Raw genomic sequence first — 14900 nt, 5'->3', positions numbered from 1 at the left:
GGAGCGCCGACATCCACGAGGCTTTCGTTCTCCTCGGCTGCGCCCTCATCTGCCTCAACCAGATCAGAAAGTTTTGTTAGGTGGTCTTAGTCCAGCAACTGCCGGATGACGGCCTTTGCGGGTTCGCCCGTCCAGTCGGCCTCGCCCAGCAGGCGCGCGACCTCGTTCCCGTTGCGGTCGATCAGCACCGTCACCGGCAGGCCCACCACGCCCATCGCGCGGGCCAGCTGCTGGCGCGGATCCAGCAGGACGGGCAGGTTCTTCAATCCGGTTTCCGCATAGAACTTGTCGATCCTGTCGGGCGCGTTGCGGCCGGTGGCGATGGGGACGACCGTGAAATCCTCGCCCCCCATCTCGGCCTGCAGGGCGTCGAGCGAGGGCATTTCCTCGCGGCAAGGGGCGCACCAGGTGGCCCAGAAGTTCAGCAGCACGACCTTGCCTTCGTAATCCGCCAGCGCATGGGTGCCGCCCTCGGGATCGGTGAAGGCGATGTCGGACACGGGAGCGGGCGTTTCCGCCGGGACCAGCTTGACCAGGCCCGCGTCCTTGGCGGCCTGCCAGTCCACGGGCCCCGCGAAGGCGGCGTTTGCACCGAAAAGCAGGGCCGTATAAAGCAGGGCGGAATGCAGCATGAAGACCTCCGAAGGACGCGCCAATGACCGACCGGCCGCAACAGTATTCCGCCAACAGCATGTGGGGCGGGCGCTTCGCCGCAGGTCCCGATGCCATCATGGAGGCGATCAACGCCTCGATCGGCTTCGACCGGCGGCTTTACGCCCAGGACATCCGGGGCAGCCGTGCCCATGCGGCGATGCTGGCAGCACAAGGCATCATCAGCGATAGCGATGCGGGGGCGATCAGGGAAGGCCTGCTCACCGTCTTGTCAGAGATCGAGGCGGGCGATTTTCCCTTCCGCACCGAGCTGGAGGACATCCACATGAACGTGGAGGCCCGGCTGAAGGAGATCATCGGCGAACCGGCGGGGCGGCTGCACACGGGCCGGTCGCGCAATGACCAGGTGGCCACCGATTTCCGCCTGTGGGTGCGCGACCAGTGCGATGCGGCGATTGATGCCTTGCGCGCGCTGATCCACGCCGCCCTGGGCCAGGCCGAGGCGGGGGCGGATTGGGTGATGCCGGGCTTCACCCATCTGCAAACCGCCCAGCCTGTGACCTGGGGCCATCACATGATGGCCTATGTCGAGATGTTCGGCCGCGACCTGTCGCGCTTTCAGGATGCCCGCCGCCGGATGAACGAATCGCCCTTGGGGGCGGCGGCGCTGGCGGGGACCGGCTATCCCATCGACCGCCATGCGACGGCCGAGGCGCTCGGGTTCGACGCGCCCATGGCCAACAGCCTGGACGCGGTGTCGGATCGGGATTTCGCGCTGGAATTCCTGTCGGCCGCGTCCATCTGCGCCGTCCACCTGTCGCGGCTGGCCGAGGAGCTGGTGATCTGGTCGTCCGCCCAGTTCCGCTTCGTGTCGATGTCGGACAGGTGGTCCACCGGATCCTCGATCATGCCGCAAAAGCGCAACCCCGACGCGGCCGAACTGATCCGCGCCAAGATCGGCCGCATCCTGGGCGCGACGGTGGCGCTGTTCACGGTGATGAAGGGCCTGCCCTTGGCCTATTCCAAGGACATGCAGGAGGACAAGGAGCAGGTCTTCGATGCCGCCGACCACTTGATGCTGGCGCTGGCGGCGATGGCCGGGATGCTGTCCGACCTGACCGCCAACCGCGACCGGATGGAGGCCGCCGCGGCCTCGGGCTTTTCCACCGCCACCGACTTGGCCGACTGGCTGGTGCGAGAGCTTGGCTTGCCGTTCCGCGAGGCCCATCACGTCACCGGATCGCTGGTGGCCCTGGCCGAGAGGAAGGGCTGCGACCTGCCGGACCTGACGCTTGCGGACATGCAGGGGGTCCATGCGGGCATTACCGATAAAGTCTTCGGCGTCTTGGGCGTTCACAATTCGGTCGCCTCGCGGCAAAGCTATGGCGGCACGGCGCCCGACCAGGTGCGCGCGCAGATCACCCGCTGGAAAGGAAAACTGGCATGAAATGGATTGCGATTCTGGCGGTGGCGGCACTAGCGGCTTGCGGCGTCGATGGCCCGCCCGAACGGCCTGCGCCGAAGACGGCTCCGAAATCCAACGTCTCGATTTCCGGCCACGCCACGGTGGGCGTGATCACGGAGCTTTAATGGATCATTTCAACTACCAAGGCGGCGAGCTTCATGCCGAGGACGTGCCCCTGTCGCGCATCGCAGCAGGGGTGGGCACCCCGGTCTATGTTTATTCCGCCGCCACCCTGACGCGCCATTTCGGCCTGTTCCGGCAGGCGCTGGACTGGACGGATCACCTCGTCTGCTTCGCCGTCAAGGCCAACAGCAACCTGGCGGTGCTGAAGCTGCTGGGCGATCTGGGCGCGGGGATGGACGTGGTGTCGGGCGGCGAATACGCGCGCGCCAGGGCGGCGGGGGTTCCGGGCGACCGGATCGTCTTTTCCGGCGTCGGCAAGACCCTGGCCGAGATGCGCCAGGCCATCGAGGGGGGCATCCGCCAGGTCAATCTGGAAAGCGAGCCGGAGATGCGCGTCCTGTCGGCGCTGGCCGCCAGCATGGGCGTGACGGTGCCGGTGGCCGTTCGCGTGAACCCCGACGTGGATGCGAAGACGCACGAGAAGATCGCCACAGGGAAATCCGAGAACAAGTTCGGCATCCCCATCGCGCGGGCGCGCGAGGTTTATGCCGAGGCCGCGTCGCTGCCCGGGTTGCAGGTCGTGGGGATCGACGTGCATATCGGCAGCCAATTGACCGACCTTGACCCGTTCCGCGCGGCCTATGCCAAGGTCGCGGACCTGACCCGCGCCTTGCGCGCCGACGGCCACGCGATCACCCGGCTTGATCTGGGCGGCGGCCTGGGCATCCCCTATCGCCGCGACAACAACGCGCCCCCCTTGCCCATCGAATATGGCGCGGTCATCCGCGAGACGGTGGGCGACCTGGGCTGCGAGATCGAGATCGAGCCGGGCCGCAACATCGTTGGCAATGCCGGGATCCTGCTCAGCGAAGTGATCTATGTGAAGCAGGGAGAGGGGCGCGATTTCCTGATCGTGGACGCGGCCATGAACGATCTGGCGCGCCCCGCTATGTATGGCGCGCATCACGACATCGTGCCGGTGCGCGAACCGGCGGTCGGCGCGGCGGTGCGGCCCTTCGACGTGGTGGGACCGGTCTGCGAATCGGGCGACACCTTCCAGAAGGGCGCGGACCTGCCTGCCATGGCGGCAGGCGACCTGATCGCCTTCCGATCCGCCGGGGCTTACGGGGCGGTGATGGCCTCGGAATACAATTCCCGGCCCCTGGTGCCCGAGGTTCTGGTCAGCGGCGATCACTTCGCCGTCATCCGGGCAAGACCGACATATGAGGAGATGCTGGCCCGGGATAGCATCCCGGAATGGCTTTGACGCGGCACCAGTCCGATCCGTCGCAGCCGGGGGTCTTCAACCCCCGGACCCCCGGGGATATTTTCCTGAAGAAGAGGGGTCCTGTCGCCCGCGCCCTGCGCCTGACCCGCTGGGGCATGGTGTGGGAACAGGCGGCGCGGGCCTTTTGGCCGCTGGCCACCGTGCTGGCCCTGGTCTTCGCCGCCTTCGCGTTGGGTGTGGTGGCCGCCGTGCCCGGGCCGGTGCTGCCCTGGCTGGCCGGGGCCGTGCTGCTGGTGCTGGTCGGCGTGGCGATCCGGGGCGGGATGCGGTTCCGCCGGGTGCGCATGGCGGATGCGATGGACCGGCTGGACCGCACCCTGCCGGGCCGTCCGCTGGCGGCGCTGTCCGACCGCGCGGCCATCGGCGGCGAAGGCGCGCTGTGGCAGGCGCATCTGGCCCAGATGCAGGCGCGGGCGGCGCGGGCGCAGGCGGTCCGCCCCGACGCGGGGCTGGCGCGGCGCGATCCCTTTGCGCTTCGGCTGGCGGGGCTGGTGGCCCTGGTCATGGCTCTGGTCTTTGGCGGCGCGGCGCAGATGGGGCAGGGGATCGAGGCTTTGGCGGCCACCGTGTCCCGCCCCATGACGGGCGACGCGGTGCCGGTCGGGCCCAGCTGGGAAGGCTGGGCCGAACCCCCGGCCTATACCCGCCGTCCGACCATTTATCTGAACGCGCTGGCCGAAGGGCAGACGCTGGACCTGCCCAAGGGCAGTGCCGTGACGTTCCGCCTTTATGGCAACGGTGCAACCGTCACACAGGACATCGGACCGGCCTTGGGCGAGGATCCGCAGGCCCCTGGCTTCCGGGCCGAGCGGTCAGGCGCGATCGAGGTCGCCGGGCGCCGCTTCGACGTGACCGTGCTGCCCGACAACGCCCCGGTGATCCGCGCCGGGGCCGCGCCGGTGCGGCGCGCGGATGGCCGGATGGTCCAGGATTTCGAGGCCGAGGACGATCACGGCGTGGCCCAAGGCCAGGCGGTGATCGCGCTGGATCTGCCCGCCGTGGACCGCCGCTTCGGCCTTGCCCTCGACCCCGAGCCGCGCCAGCCGGTCGAACTGGTCCTGCCCCTGCCGCGGGGCGACCGCCACCGGATCAAGGGCCAGTTGACCGAGGATCTGTCGCGCCACCCCTGGGCCAACCTGCCGGTCAGCGTCAGCTTGCGCGCCGTGGACGGGATCGAGCAGGTGGGCGAGGCCGAACCCATGCGCACTGTCCTGCCGGGGCGGCGCTTTTTCAACCCGCTCGCCGCCGCGCTGATCGAGATGCGGCGCGACTTGCTGTGGTCGCGCGAGAATGCCGGGCGCAGCGCGGAAATCCTGCGCGCAGTGACGTGGCAGCCCCAGGGCTTCGTCGAGCAGCCGCTGTATCTGGAACTGCGCGGCGCGGTCACGTTGCTGGAAGGCGACAGGCTGACCGACAAGGCCCGCGATGACCTGGCCGAGGCGCTGTGGCAGGCGGCGATCCAGCTTGAGGATGGCGGGCTGTCCGACGCCCTGGAACGGATGCGCCAGGCGCAGGAAAAACTGTCCGAGGCGATCCGCAACGGTGCCAGCCCCGACGAAATCCAGCGCCTGATGGATGAGCTGAAGGAGGCGACGGACGCCTATACCGACATGCTGGCCCAGCAGGGGCAGCAGGATCCGGCGGAACGGTTCACCCAGAACCAGCCGGGCCAGCAGATCACCGGCGACCAGATCCAGCAGATGATGGACGAGATCCAGCGCCTGATGAACGAAGGCCGCATGGCCGAGGCGCAGGAACTGCTGGAACAGTTCAACCGCATGATGGAGAACCTCCAGGTCCGCCAAGGCCAGGGTGGCGAAGGGCAGGGGGGCAGCAGCGGCAACCAGCCGATGAACCGCCTGGCCGAGACGCTGCGCGAACAGCAGCGCCTGTCGGATGAGGCGTTCAAGGACATGCAGGACCAGTTCGGCCAGGGCCAGATGGGCCAGCCGTCCCCGAATGCCGAAGGCCTGGCCGACCAGCAGCGGCAGTTGCGCCAGGAACTGGGCCGGCAGCAGGGATTGCTGCCCGGCCAGGGATCGCCCGGCGGCGACCAGGCGCGGCGCCAGCTGGACGAGGCAGGCCGCGCGATGGAGGATGCCGAACAGGCCCTGCGCGAGGGAGACACGGGCGGCGCCCTGCAGCGCCAGGCCGATGCCATCGAATCCATGCGCGAGGGGATGCGCGCCCTGGGCGACATGCTGGCCCAGCAAGGCCAGGGCCAGCAGGGGCAGCAGGGCCAGCAGCAGGGGCAGGAAGGCCAGCAGCCCGGCGGCGGCGACCGCGCGGGTGCCCAGGGGCAGGCCTATGACCAGCGTCCCGCGCTGGATCCGCTGGGCCGTCAGCGCGACGGCAACGGCAATGTCATCGCCGGGGGCGATCCCCTGGCCGAGGGCGTGGATCCCGCGCGCCGGGCGCGCGACCTGCTGGATGAAATCCGCCGCCGCAGCGGCCAGCCCGAACGCCCCGAGGCGGAACGCGACTATCTGGGCCGGTTGCTGGACCGCTTCTGATCAGCGGGTCAGGCTGGCCGCGCGGTCCTGCAGCCACAGCCGGGCCTCGTCCACCTGCCCGCGAATCTGCATCACCCCCTCGCCCAGGGAACCCTGGTCCGACAGCGCCGGGGCCAGCAGGTAGAGCGCCACGCAAGCCACGGTCAGCATGGCGGCCAGGCCGAAGCCCGCCGCATAGCCCGCGCGCGCGGGCCGGGAAGCAGGCGCGGGCGGTTCGGGTGCGGGCGGGACCCGGTCCGGCAGGGGGCTTTCCGCCTGCGGCAGGGGTTCTGCCGGTTCCGCCCGCATCGGGTACGCGGGCGCGGGTTGGGGACGGGCCGGCGCGGGCCTGGATGGGGGCGAAGGGGGCGCACCCTCGACCGGCCTTGGATCGACATGGCGGGTGATGGTCGTGGCGGGCCATTCGGGATCCGCTGCGGGACGGTGCGGAGCGGCGGACCGGGCGGGCAAGGAAGGCGCCTCGCCCTCGCTCTCGGCTGCGCGGGCGCGGCGCTCGTGCTCGACCTCGTCGCGCAGGATGTCCAGCACGGTGTCGGGCAGGCGGCGGCTCAACTGCGGGGGGGCCTCGCCCGGGGCAGGGATGCGCGGCAGGCCGCCGGCAGGCGGCAGCCGGGCGGATGGTGCCGCGGCGTGCCAGACATGGCCGCAGGCGCTGCATTCGACCTCGCGCCCCTCGGGGGGGATGGCGGTGTCGGGCAGGCGGTATTCCGCGGCGCAGCCCGGACAGATCAACCGTATTTCCGCCATCCCGACCCCTCGCATTCGCCTTGTGGCTGTTCTATCAAGCGCGGGGCCGGCTTCCAAGCCGGGCAGGGGCGGAAAGCAGGAAAGGAACGGCGCTTGATCGAGATGCGGGATGTCGGCTTCGGCTATGGCGGGACCGAGCTGTTGTCGAATATGACGCTGACGCTGCAGTCCGGCATGTTCCATTTCCTGACCGGGCCTTCGGGATCGGGCAAGACTACGCTCTTGCGGCTGTGCTATGCGGATCTGCTGCCCACGACGGGGCAGATGACCGCCTTTGGCGAGGATGTGCGGCAACTGTCGCGCGACGGGATCGCCGACCTGCGGCGCAGGATCGGGGTCGTGCATCAGGACACGCAGTTCCTGGACCACCTGCCCGTGGCCGAGAACCTGGCCCTGCCGCTGACGGTTTCCGGGCAGGAGGTGGACATGGAGGCGCTGCGCGACCTTCTGGGATGGGTCGGCCTGTCGCACCACGCCCGCGCCCTGCCGCCGTCCTTGTCGGGCGGCGAACGGCAGCGGGCGGCGCTGGCCCGGGCGGTGATCCTGTCGCCCGACCTGATCCTGGCCGACGAACCCACGGGCAACCTGGACTGGGACATGTCGATGCGCCTGATGCAACTGCTGATCGAGCTGAACAAGTCGGGCAAGACCGTGCTGGTCGCGACCCATGACCTGAACCTGATCCGCGCCACCAAGGCGCAGGTCGCGGCGCGCGTGCTGCGCATCGCGAACGGGACGTTGAACCTGGCGGGGGCCGATCTGTGATGGGGACCGATTTTCGCACGCTGAACCCAAGAGCGCTGTGGCAGGGGCTGATGCGCGACGGTGGCTCGGGCGACCGGATCGTGCCGCCCACGGGGATCACCGCGCAGCTGACGCTGTTCTCGGCAGGCGCCATGGCGTTCCTTGCGGTCTTCGCGCTGGCCCTGGCGCTGGCGACGGGGCGGCTGGCCGAACGCTGGTCCGGCGAACTGGCAGGTTCCGTGACGGTCCGCGTCAGCGCGCCCCTGGACGAACAGGCGGCCCGGACCCAGGCCACGATGCAGGTGCTTGCGACGACGCCGGGGGCGGGCCAGCCCCGCCTGTTGCCGCCCGAGGAGGTGGCCCGACTGCTGGCCCCGTGGTTCGGTCCCGACATGCCCGTCGATGCGCTGCCCGTGCCCTCGCTGATCGACCTGCCGATCGTGGACGAGGACTTCGATGTCCAGGGCCTGCGCCTGCGGCTGGAGGCCGAAGCGCCGGGCGCGGTGCTGGACGATCACACCGAATGGCGCCGTCCGCTGGTGACGGCCGCGAACCGGCTGCGGGTGCTGGGCATCGTATCGCTGCTGCTGATCGCGGCGGCCTCGGCCTCCATGATCACGCTGGCGGCCAAGGCGGCGCTGGCGGCGAACGGGCAGGTGATCCGGGTGCTGCGGCTGATCGGGGCGCGCGACATCACCATCGCCACCGCCTTCGTGCGCCGCTTCACCAAGCGGGCGGCCATCGGCGCGACGGCCGGCACGCTGTGCGGGATGGCGGGCATCGCCATGCTGCCGGGCATGGAGGCTGCGGGCGGGTTCCTGACCGGCCTGGGCTTTCAGGGATGGGGCTGGCTGCTGCCGCTGCTGATCCCGGTGGTGGCTGGGGCCGTCGGGTTCTTCGCCACCCGCTGGGCGGCGCTGAAGATGCTGGGTGCCGTGCGATGAGCAACCGGGCCTCGCCCGTGCCCGGCCGGCTGACGGTCTGGCAATACGTGCAGAACGCGCTTTATTACCTGCATGTCGCGGTGGCGACGGTGGTGATCGGCTTGCTGGGCCTGCCCGCGCTTTTGCGCGATGGCCGGGCGGGCGCGAACCGGGTGGCGACGCGCTGGATCGGCTACATGCTGTGGGCGGCGCGGCTGCACCTGGGCGTGTCCTGCGAGGTGCGCGGAACGCCGCCGACTGAGGATTGCATCATCGCCGCCAAGCACCAGTGCTTCCTGGACATCCTGGTCATCGCCCATGCCGTCCCCCGCCGCGCCTTCATCATGAAGCGCGAGGTCATGCGCGTGCCGATCATGGGCTGGTATGCCTGGAAGACCGGCTGCATCCCCATCGACCGCACCCGGGGCCGCGACGCCATGCGCGCGATTTCCGGCGAGATCAACCGCCGCCTGGCGGGCGAGGGGTTGGGCCAGTTGATCATCTATCCCGAGGGCACGCGCACGAAGCCGGGCGAACGCCGCCCCTACAAGCACGGCGTCAGCACCATCCGCGCGGCAACCGGGTTGCCGGTCGTGCCGGTCGCGGTCAACACCGGCCTGTTCTGGCCGCGCAAGGGATGGGGGATCCGCCCCGGCCGCGCCGTGGTCGAGTTCCTGCCGGTCCTGCCGCCCGAGGTTCCGGCCGAGGGCTTCGTCCCCCGGCTGGAGGCCGAGGTCGAGACCCATTCCGACCGCCTGATGGCCGAGGCGGGGTTCCGGGGCGAAACGGTGGCGGTGGCCTGACCCTCAGGCCAGGCTTTTCGATCCCATGTCCAGGAATTTCTGGCGGCGGTCGCGGATCAGGTCGGCGGGTTTCCTGCCGTCCAGTTCCGCCAGCATCGCGGCGATCTCCTCGCCCACGGCCTTGATGGCGGCGGCGGGGTCGCGCTGCGCGCCGCCCACGGGTTCGGCGATGATGCGGTCGATCACGCCCAGCTTCTTCAGATCCTGGGCGGTCAGGCGCAGCGCCTCGGCCGCGTCGCGCATCCGCTCGGCGTCCTTCCACAGGATCGAGGCGCAGCCCTCGGGCGAGATCACCGAATAGATCGAATGTTCCAGCATGGCGATGCGGTTGGCCGTGGCGAAGGCCACTGCGCCGCCTGATCCGCCTTCGCCGATAATGACGCTGACAAGGGGCACGCCGATTTCCAGGCATTTCTGGGTGCAGCGGGCGATGGCTTCGCTTTGCCCGCGTTCCTCGGCCCCCTTGCCGGGATAGGCGCCGGGGGTATCGACCAGCGTGATGACCGGCAGCTTGAAGCGGTGCGCCAGATCCATCAGCCGGATCGCCTTGCGATAGCCTTCGGGCCGCGCCATGCCGAAATTGTGGTGGATGCGGGTCTTGGTGTCGTTGCCCTTTTCGTGCCCGATCACCACGCAAGGGTTGTCGTTGAAGCGGGCAAGGCCCCCCATTACCGCATGGTCGTCGCCAAAGGCCCGGTCGCCCGCCAAGGGCGTGTATTCGGTGAACAGCGCGTCAATGTAATCGCGGCAATGCGGGCGGTCGGGATGGCGCGCGACCTGCGTCTTGCGCCAGGGGTCGAGGCTTCGATAAAGGTCGCGCAGCAGGTCGGCGGATTTGCGATCCAGCGCCGCCGCCTCTTTCTCAACGTCCACGGTGTTTTCGGATTTGCGGCCCAGGGCGCGAAGCTCCTCGGCCTTGCCCTCGATGTCGGCAAGCGGCTTTTCGAAATCCAGATAGACCATGCGGGGTGTGCCTTCGGGTGTGTTCGGGTTTGCGCCCCTATATGATCGTGCGGGCGCGGGATTGCAACGGAGGCCGGGGGCGCTTCGCCCCCCGGACCCCCCGAGGATATTTGAGCAAAGGTGAATGCGCTAGGGCAGGATCTCGACGGTCGTGCCGATGCGGGCGGCGGCGTGGAGTTCGCGGATGTCGCTGTCCGAGACCGCGATGCAGCCCGCCGTCCAGTCGCCGGGCAGGGTTTCGCCGTCAGGGCGGGTGTTCGGCTGGCCGTGGATGAAGATGTCGCCGCCGGGATCAGTGCCTTCCGCTGCCGCGCGGGCGCGGTCCTGCGGACGGGGGTAATCGAGGCCAAGCGACAGGTGATAGGCGCTGCGGGGGTTCACGCGGTTGATGGTGAAGCGGCCTTCGGGCGTCCTGCCGTCGCCTTGCCGGCGCTTGTCGCCATGGGGCGCGAAGCCGAGCGCGATGGGATAGGTCTTCAGCGGCTGGCCGTCGCGGAAGGCGGTCATGCGGCGGGCGGATTTGTGGATCACGATGTGATCGACCGGGCCGGTCAGGGGCGTCGCGGGGGGTGGCGAGGGCCGCTGCGGCTGCGGCGCCAGCATCAGCCAGGCCGCCGCCAGCAGAAACAGCAGCGTCAGGGCCGAGAAAAGCCGCGCAAGAGCCTTCATTGCAGGTCGGCGAAGGCGTCTTGCAGGCGGCGGACCGCCTCGGCCACGCGGGCGCGGGGGGTGGCGATGTTGAAGCGCAGGAAGTTCTCGCCCCCGGTGCCGAAGGTCGCGCCGTGGTTGGCGGCGATGCGGGCGTTCTTCTCGACGCGGGTGGTGAATTCGGCGGGCGCCATGCCGGTGTCCGAGAAATCCACCCAGGAGAGATAGGTCGCCTGCAAGGGCATGGAGCGCAGGCCGGGGATGGCGGCGATCCCGTCGTCGAACAGCCGCCGGTTGCCGTCGAGGTAATCGACCAGGGCATCGACCCATGCCGCGCCCTCGGGCGAATAGGCGGCCGTCACCATGTCCATCCCGAACAGCCCGGGCGAGATGCCGCGCGCCATCAGCGCGCCCTTGAAGCGGTTGCGCAGCCCTTCATCCGCGATGATCGCGTTGCCGATATGGGCGCCCGCGATGTTGAAGGTCTTGGTGGCGGCGGTCAGCGTTACCAGCCGGTCCGCGATGTCGGGGCAGGCGATGGCGGTGACGCTGTGCCGGTGGCCGGGCATGACCAGGTCGCAATGGATCTCGTCCGAGACCAGGATCAGGTCGTGGCGGATGCAGAAATCGGCAACCTCGCGCAGTTCCCCGGGCGTCCAGACGCGGCCGCCGGGGTTGTGGGGGGAACAGAGGATCAGCAGCTTCTCACGCCCCGTCAGGCGGCTTTCCCAGGCGGGCCAGTCCATGCGGTAAAGCCCGTCCTGCTGCGCCAGCGGCAGTTCCACCAAGTCGCGTCCCGATGCGCGGATCACGCGGGCGAAGGCGTGATACACGGGCGACATCACGATCACGCCGTCGCCCGGCTGCGTATAGGCATCCAGCGCCATCGCCACGCCGTTGACCAAACCGGCGCAGGTCAGGATCCAGCCGGTGTCGATGGACCAGCCGTGGCGGTGTTCCATCCACCAGCGGATCGACTCCAGATAGGGCCGGTTCGCGCCGGGATAGCCGTAGACGCCGTGGGCGGCCACGGATTCCACCGCGCGCTGCACGGCGGCGGGGGGGCGGAAGTCCATGTCCGCGACCCACATCGCCAACCCGCCGCCGTCCGGCGACACGCCATAGGCCGCCTGCATGTCGTCCCATTTGGAACACCGGGTGCCCACGCGGTCGATGATCTGGTCGAAGTCGGTCATGGTCCTGCCTATCCGCTGCCTGCCCCTGCATACGCCGCTTGTTGCTTATGGTGAAGCCTTGCCCTAAATCGCGAAACATGAGCAGCCTGCGCCCCATCCTGATCCATCCCGACCCGCGCCTGAAGAAGGTTTGCGAGCCGGTGGCCCGCATCACGCCCGAGATCGAGACGCTGGCCGCGGACATGCTGGCCACGATGTATGACGCGCCGGGCGTGGGCCTGGCCGCGCCGCAGGTGGGCGTCCTGTTCCGCGTCTTCGTGATGGACGCCACCCGCGACCCGGATGCCGAGCGCCGCCCCCTGGTGCTGGTGAACCCCGAGGTGACCTGGGCGTCGGACGAGCCGAACACCTACGAGGAAGGCTGCCTGTCGATCCCCGACCAATACGCCGACGTGACGCGGCCCAAGCAGGTGCGGCTGCGCTGGCTGGGACTGGACGGCAGGACGCACGAGCAGGACTTCGACGGGCTGTGGGCGACCTGCGCGCAGCACGAGTTGGACCACCTGAACGGCGTGTTGTTCATCGACCACCTGTCGGCCATCAAGCGCCAGATGATCACCCGGCGGATGGTCAAGCTGAAGCGGGAAAAGGGCCGCGCGTGACCGTCCGTCCCTTCCTGCCCTATGCCGACCGCCGCCTGCACATCCCCGCCGAACCCGTCGAGGCCGTGACCGAGACGGTGCGGATGATCTGGGACGACATGATCGACACGATGGAGGCGATGCCGGGCGTGGGCCTGGCCGCGCCGCAGATCGGCATCATGCTGCGGCTGGCCGTCGTCGATGCGTCCGACAAGCGGGGCCAGGCGGTGCGCATGGCCAACCCCGAGGTGTTGCACGCCAGCGTCCAGTTCCGCAGCCACGAGGAGGCCAGCCCCAACCTGCCCGGCGTGTCCGCCCCCATCCGCCGCCCCCGTGCGGTGACGGTGCGGTTCCTGAACGCGGCGGGTGAGGTCGAGGAGCGCGATTTCGTGGGGCTATGGGCAACCAGCGTGCAGCATCAGATCGATCATCTGGACGGGCGGGTCTATGTGGACCACCTGTCGCCCTTGCGGCGCAAGATGCTGGTCGCGAAATCCGGGAAGCTGGCGCGGCGTTGAAAAGGCCGGGGGTTTCACACCCCCGGACCCCCGTGGGATATTTAGGGTCCAATGCAGGAGGCAGGATGCGCGTGATCTTCATGGGGACGCCCGAGTTTTCGGTGCCCGCCTTGCGCGCCATCGCCGCGCGGCACGAGGTCGTTGCCGTTTATTCGCAACCGCCGCGCGCTGCGGGGCGGGGGCAGAAGCCGCGCCCTTCGGCGGTTCATGCGGCGGCGGAGGAGTTGGGGATCGAGGTCCGCACGCCCTTGCGGCTGCGCGATCCGGCGGAGCAGGCGGCGTTTGCCACGCTTGGGGCGGATGTGGCGGTCGTGGTGGCCTATGGGCTGATCCTGCCGCAGCCGGTGCTGGACGCGCCGCGGCTGGGGTGTCTGAACATCCATGCATCCCTGCTACCGCGCTGGCGGGGGGCGGCGCCGATCCATCGGGCGGTGATGGCGGGCGACGCGGAAACTGGCGTGACCATCATGCGGATGGAGGCGGGGCTGGACACCGGGCCGGTTCTGGTCGAGGCGCGCACGCCCATCGGGGCCGAGGAAACGACGGCCGACCTGCACGACCGGCTGTCCGTCATGGGGGCGGGCCTGATCGTCGATGTGCTGGACCGGCTGCCCTTGCCCGCCGTGCCGCAGGCCGAAGTCGGCGTGACCTATGCCGCCAAGATCGACAAGGCCGAGGCGCGGGTGGACTGGTCACAGCCTGCAATCGAAGTGGACCGGCTGATCCGGGGCCTGTCGCCCTTTCCCGGCGCCTGGTGCGAGATCGCGGGCGAGCGGGTGAAGCTGCTGCGCAGCCGCGTGGTCGCGGGGCAGGGGGCGCCGGGGCAGGTGCTGGGGGGCTTCACCGTCGCCTGCGGGGACGGCGCGGTCGAGGTGCTGGAGGCGCAGCGGTCGGGGAAGAAGCCGATGGCGACAGAGGAACTGTTGCGCGGGTGGGGGCTTCCGGCGCGGTTTGGTTAGGAGGCTGGTGGGATGGAACCCCACCCTGCGGGCCTGACCGGCCGGGGTGAGCCGATCAAGGCTGCGGGCTGAACTGCGCCACGAGGCGCTGATATTTGTGCGGATAGAACTTGCGGTAAAGCAGGTGCTCACGCCGGCACAACCTCATCATCGTGTCGGACCCAAGCGTGGCTTGCAAGCCCCCTGCGGTTTCCGCGATGTTGATCTTGTCGTTTCGGACCAGGAAGTCCTCGGCCTTTTCGGGATCGAAAAGATCGGGGTAGCGCGCGACGAGCTTGCGCAGATCGTCCGAAAGGGTTTCCTGCCAAAGCACGTCGGTCCAGATGCGGCGTTTGCGGTAGCGGCCCAACAGCGCATCGGGCGGCGTGTCTGCAAGCGTCGCCAGGGGCCAGCGCAAGGCCAGCAACAGGTGGCGAAAGGTCATGAAGCCGATGCCCAAGGTCTTGGCCGGGGCCACGAAGTCGTCATGCAGCGCGCCCGAGTATTGGGGATCCAGCAGGATCTGCACGAACTCCTCGAACCCGTCCTGCGTCGGGCGGTATATCTCGCCGCAGCCGAGCTGGACGAGGCGGTGGTGCAGCCCGCCGCGACCATCCAGCCCGTATCGGTAAAGCGACAGGTATTGCGCCAGCGGATCACGGACCGAGATGACATGAACCGCCGATGGATCATGGTGATGGCGAACCGGCTGATGCTGGCTGAACCGACGCTCTGGCAAGCGGCAGGCGGCCCTCAGAAAGGCCGTTATGAAGGTCGAGCCGGTCTTCTGGACATCGAGATAGACCAGCCCTCCGAAATCCAGCATGGGCTACCCCTT

The 14900-nt window shown here is 69.2% G+C and carries 16 protein-coding genes; 10 read left to right on the top strand and 6 right to left on the bottom strand.

Going from position 1 to position 14900, the window contains the following annotated elements; genetic code table 11:
- Positions 1 to 86 precede the first annotated feature (86 nt).
- Complete coding sequence (locus tag GIY56_RS11970; protein WP_154765076.1) at positions 87 to 632, bottom strand: TlpA disulfide reductase family protein; 546 nt, start codon at positions 630 to 632, stop codon at positions 87 to 89.
- 23 nt (positions 633 to 655) lie between these two features.
- Between GIY56_RS11970 and argH the strand changes: the two genes are divergently transcribed.
- The 4 genes from argH to GIY56_RS11955 are packed head-to-tail and all read left to right on the top strand — an operon-like array spanning position 656 to position 6001.
- On the top strand, positions 656 to 2059 hold the full coding sequence (argH, locus tag GIY56_RS11965; protein ID WP_154765075.1) for an argininosuccinate lyase: 1404 nt from the start codon (positions 656 to 658) through the stop codon (positions 2057 to 2059).
- Positions 2056 to 2202, top strand: a complete 147-nt coding sequence (locus GIY56_RS18385) for a hypothetical protein (RefSeq protein WP_196053614.1) — start codon at positions 2056 to 2058, stop codon at positions 2200 to 2202. The genes argH and GIY56_RS18385 overlap by 4 nt, the downstream gene beginning before the upstream one ends.
- Positions 2202 to 3467, top strand: a complete 1266-nt coding sequence (gene lysA / locus GIY56_RS11960) for a diaminopimelate decarboxylase (protein WP_154765074.1) — start codon at positions 2202 to 2204, stop codon at positions 3465 to 3467. The genes GIY56_RS18385 and lysA overlap by 1 nt, the downstream gene beginning before the upstream one ends.
- The gene (locus tag GIY56_RS11955) at positions 3458 to 6001 is read left to right on the top strand and encodes a DUF4175 domain-containing protein (protein WP_328288530.1); all 2544 of its coding nucleotides are present in this window, start codon (positions 3458 to 3460) and stop codon (positions 5999 to 6001) included. Before lysA ends, GIY56_RS11955 begins: the two co-directional genes overlap by 10 nt.
- On the opposite strand, the gene GIY56_RS11950 is transcribed toward GIY56_RS11955, so the two are convergent.
- The gene (locus GIY56_RS11950) at positions 6002 to 6763 is read right to left on the bottom strand and encodes a zinc-ribbon domain-containing protein (protein ID WP_154765073.1); all 762 of its coding nucleotides are present in this window, start codon (positions 6761 to 6763) and stop codon (positions 6002 to 6004) included.
- 78 nt (positions 6764 to 6841) lie between these two features.
- Between GIY56_RS11950 and GIY56_RS11945 the strand changes: the two genes are divergently transcribed.
- Genes GIY56_RS11945 through GIY56_RS11935 form a run of 3 tightly spaced genes read left to right on the top strand, consistent with a single transcriptional unit; the run spans position 6842 to position 9218 of the window.
- Positions 6842 to 7513: a cell division ATP-binding protein FtsE gene (locus tag GIY56_RS11945; protein ID WP_154765072.1), complete on the top strand. Its 672-nt coding sequence runs from the start codon at positions 6842 to 6844 to the stop codon at positions 7511 to 7513.
- Positions 7510 to 8436 carry a cell division protein FtsX gene (locus GIY56_RS11940; RefSeq protein WP_328288529.1) on the top strand — a complete coding sequence of 309 codons (927 nt, stop codon included), beginning with the start codon at positions 7510 to 7512 and terminating at the stop codon, positions 8434 to 8436. The genes GIY56_RS11945 and GIY56_RS11940 overlap by 4 nt, the downstream gene beginning before the upstream one ends.
- Complete coding sequence (locus GIY56_RS11935) at positions 8433 to 9218, top strand: lysophospholipid acyltransferase family protein (RefSeq protein WP_154765071.1); 786 nt, start codon at positions 8433 to 8435, stop codon at positions 9216 to 9218. The genes GIY56_RS11940 and GIY56_RS11935 overlap by 4 nt, the downstream gene beginning before the upstream one ends.
- Before the next feature lie 3 nt (positions 9219 to 9221).
- On the opposite strand, the gene GIY56_RS11930 is transcribed toward GIY56_RS11935, so the two are convergent.
- The 3 genes from GIY56_RS11930 to GIY56_RS11920 all read right to left on the bottom strand — a co-directional run bounded on the left by GIY56_RS11930 (position 9222) and on the right by GIY56_RS11920 (position 12025).
- On the bottom strand, positions 9222 to 10181 hold the full coding sequence (locus GIY56_RS11930) for an acetyl-CoA carboxylase carboxyltransferase subunit alpha (protein ID WP_154765070.1): 960 nt from the start codon (positions 10179 to 10181) through the stop codon (positions 9222 to 9224).
- A gap of 129 nt (positions 10182 to 10310) precedes the next feature.
- Positions 10311 to 10850, bottom strand: coding sequence for a L,D-transpeptidase family protein (locus GIY56_RS11925; protein ID WP_154765069.1), 540 nt, complete (start codon positions 10848 to 10850; stop codon positions 10311 to 10313).
- On the bottom strand, positions 10847 to 12025 hold the full coding sequence (locus tag GIY56_RS11920; RefSeq protein WP_154765068.1) for a MalY/PatB family protein: 1179 nt from the start codon (positions 12023 to 12025) through the stop codon (positions 10847 to 10849). The genes GIY56_RS11925 and GIY56_RS11920 overlap by 4 nt, the downstream gene beginning before the upstream one ends.
- Before the next feature lie 77 nt (positions 12026 to 12102).
- On the opposite strand from GIY56_RS11920, the gene def (GIY56_RS11915) reads away from it, so the two are divergent.
- The 3 genes from def (GIY56_RS11915) (at position 12103) to fmt (ending at position 14083) form a co-directional block, all read left to right on the top strand.
- Positions 12103 to 12627, top strand: coding sequence for a peptide deformylase (gene def / locus GIY56_RS11915; protein WP_154765067.1), 525 nt, complete (start codon positions 12103 to 12105; stop codon positions 12625 to 12627).
- A complete protein-coding gene (gene def, locus GIY56_RS11910; protein ID WP_328288528.1) occupies positions 12624 to 13124 on the top strand; it encodes a peptide deformylase in 501 nt (166 codons plus the stop codon). Before def (GIY56_RS11915) ends, def (GIY56_RS11910) begins: the two co-directional genes overlap by 4 nt.
- A 65-nt stretch (positions 13125 to 13189) precedes the next feature.
- A complete protein-coding gene (fmt, locus tag GIY56_RS11905) occupies positions 13190 to 14083 on the top strand; it encodes a methionyl-tRNA formyltransferase (protein WP_154765066.1) in 894 nt (297 codons plus the stop codon).
- A gap of 55 nt (positions 14084 to 14138) precedes the next feature.
- Here the strand turns inward: fmt and GIY56_RS11900 are convergent, their stop codons facing one another.
- Entirely contained in the window at positions 14139 to 14888 is a 750-nt protein-coding gene (locus tag GIY56_RS11900; RefSeq protein ID WP_154765065.1) for a sulfotransferase family 2 domain-containing protein, read from the bottom strand.
- Positions 14889 to 14900: the final 12 nt, after the last annotated feature.

The sequence above is a fragment of the Paracoccus lichenicola genome, assembly GCF_009708075.1.
Classification (GTDB): Bacteria; Pseudomonadota; Alphaproteobacteria; order Rhodobacterales; family Rhodobacteraceae; genus Paracoccus; species Paracoccus lichenicola.
This window is presented reverse-complemented; position numbering and strand designations above follow the sequence as displayed.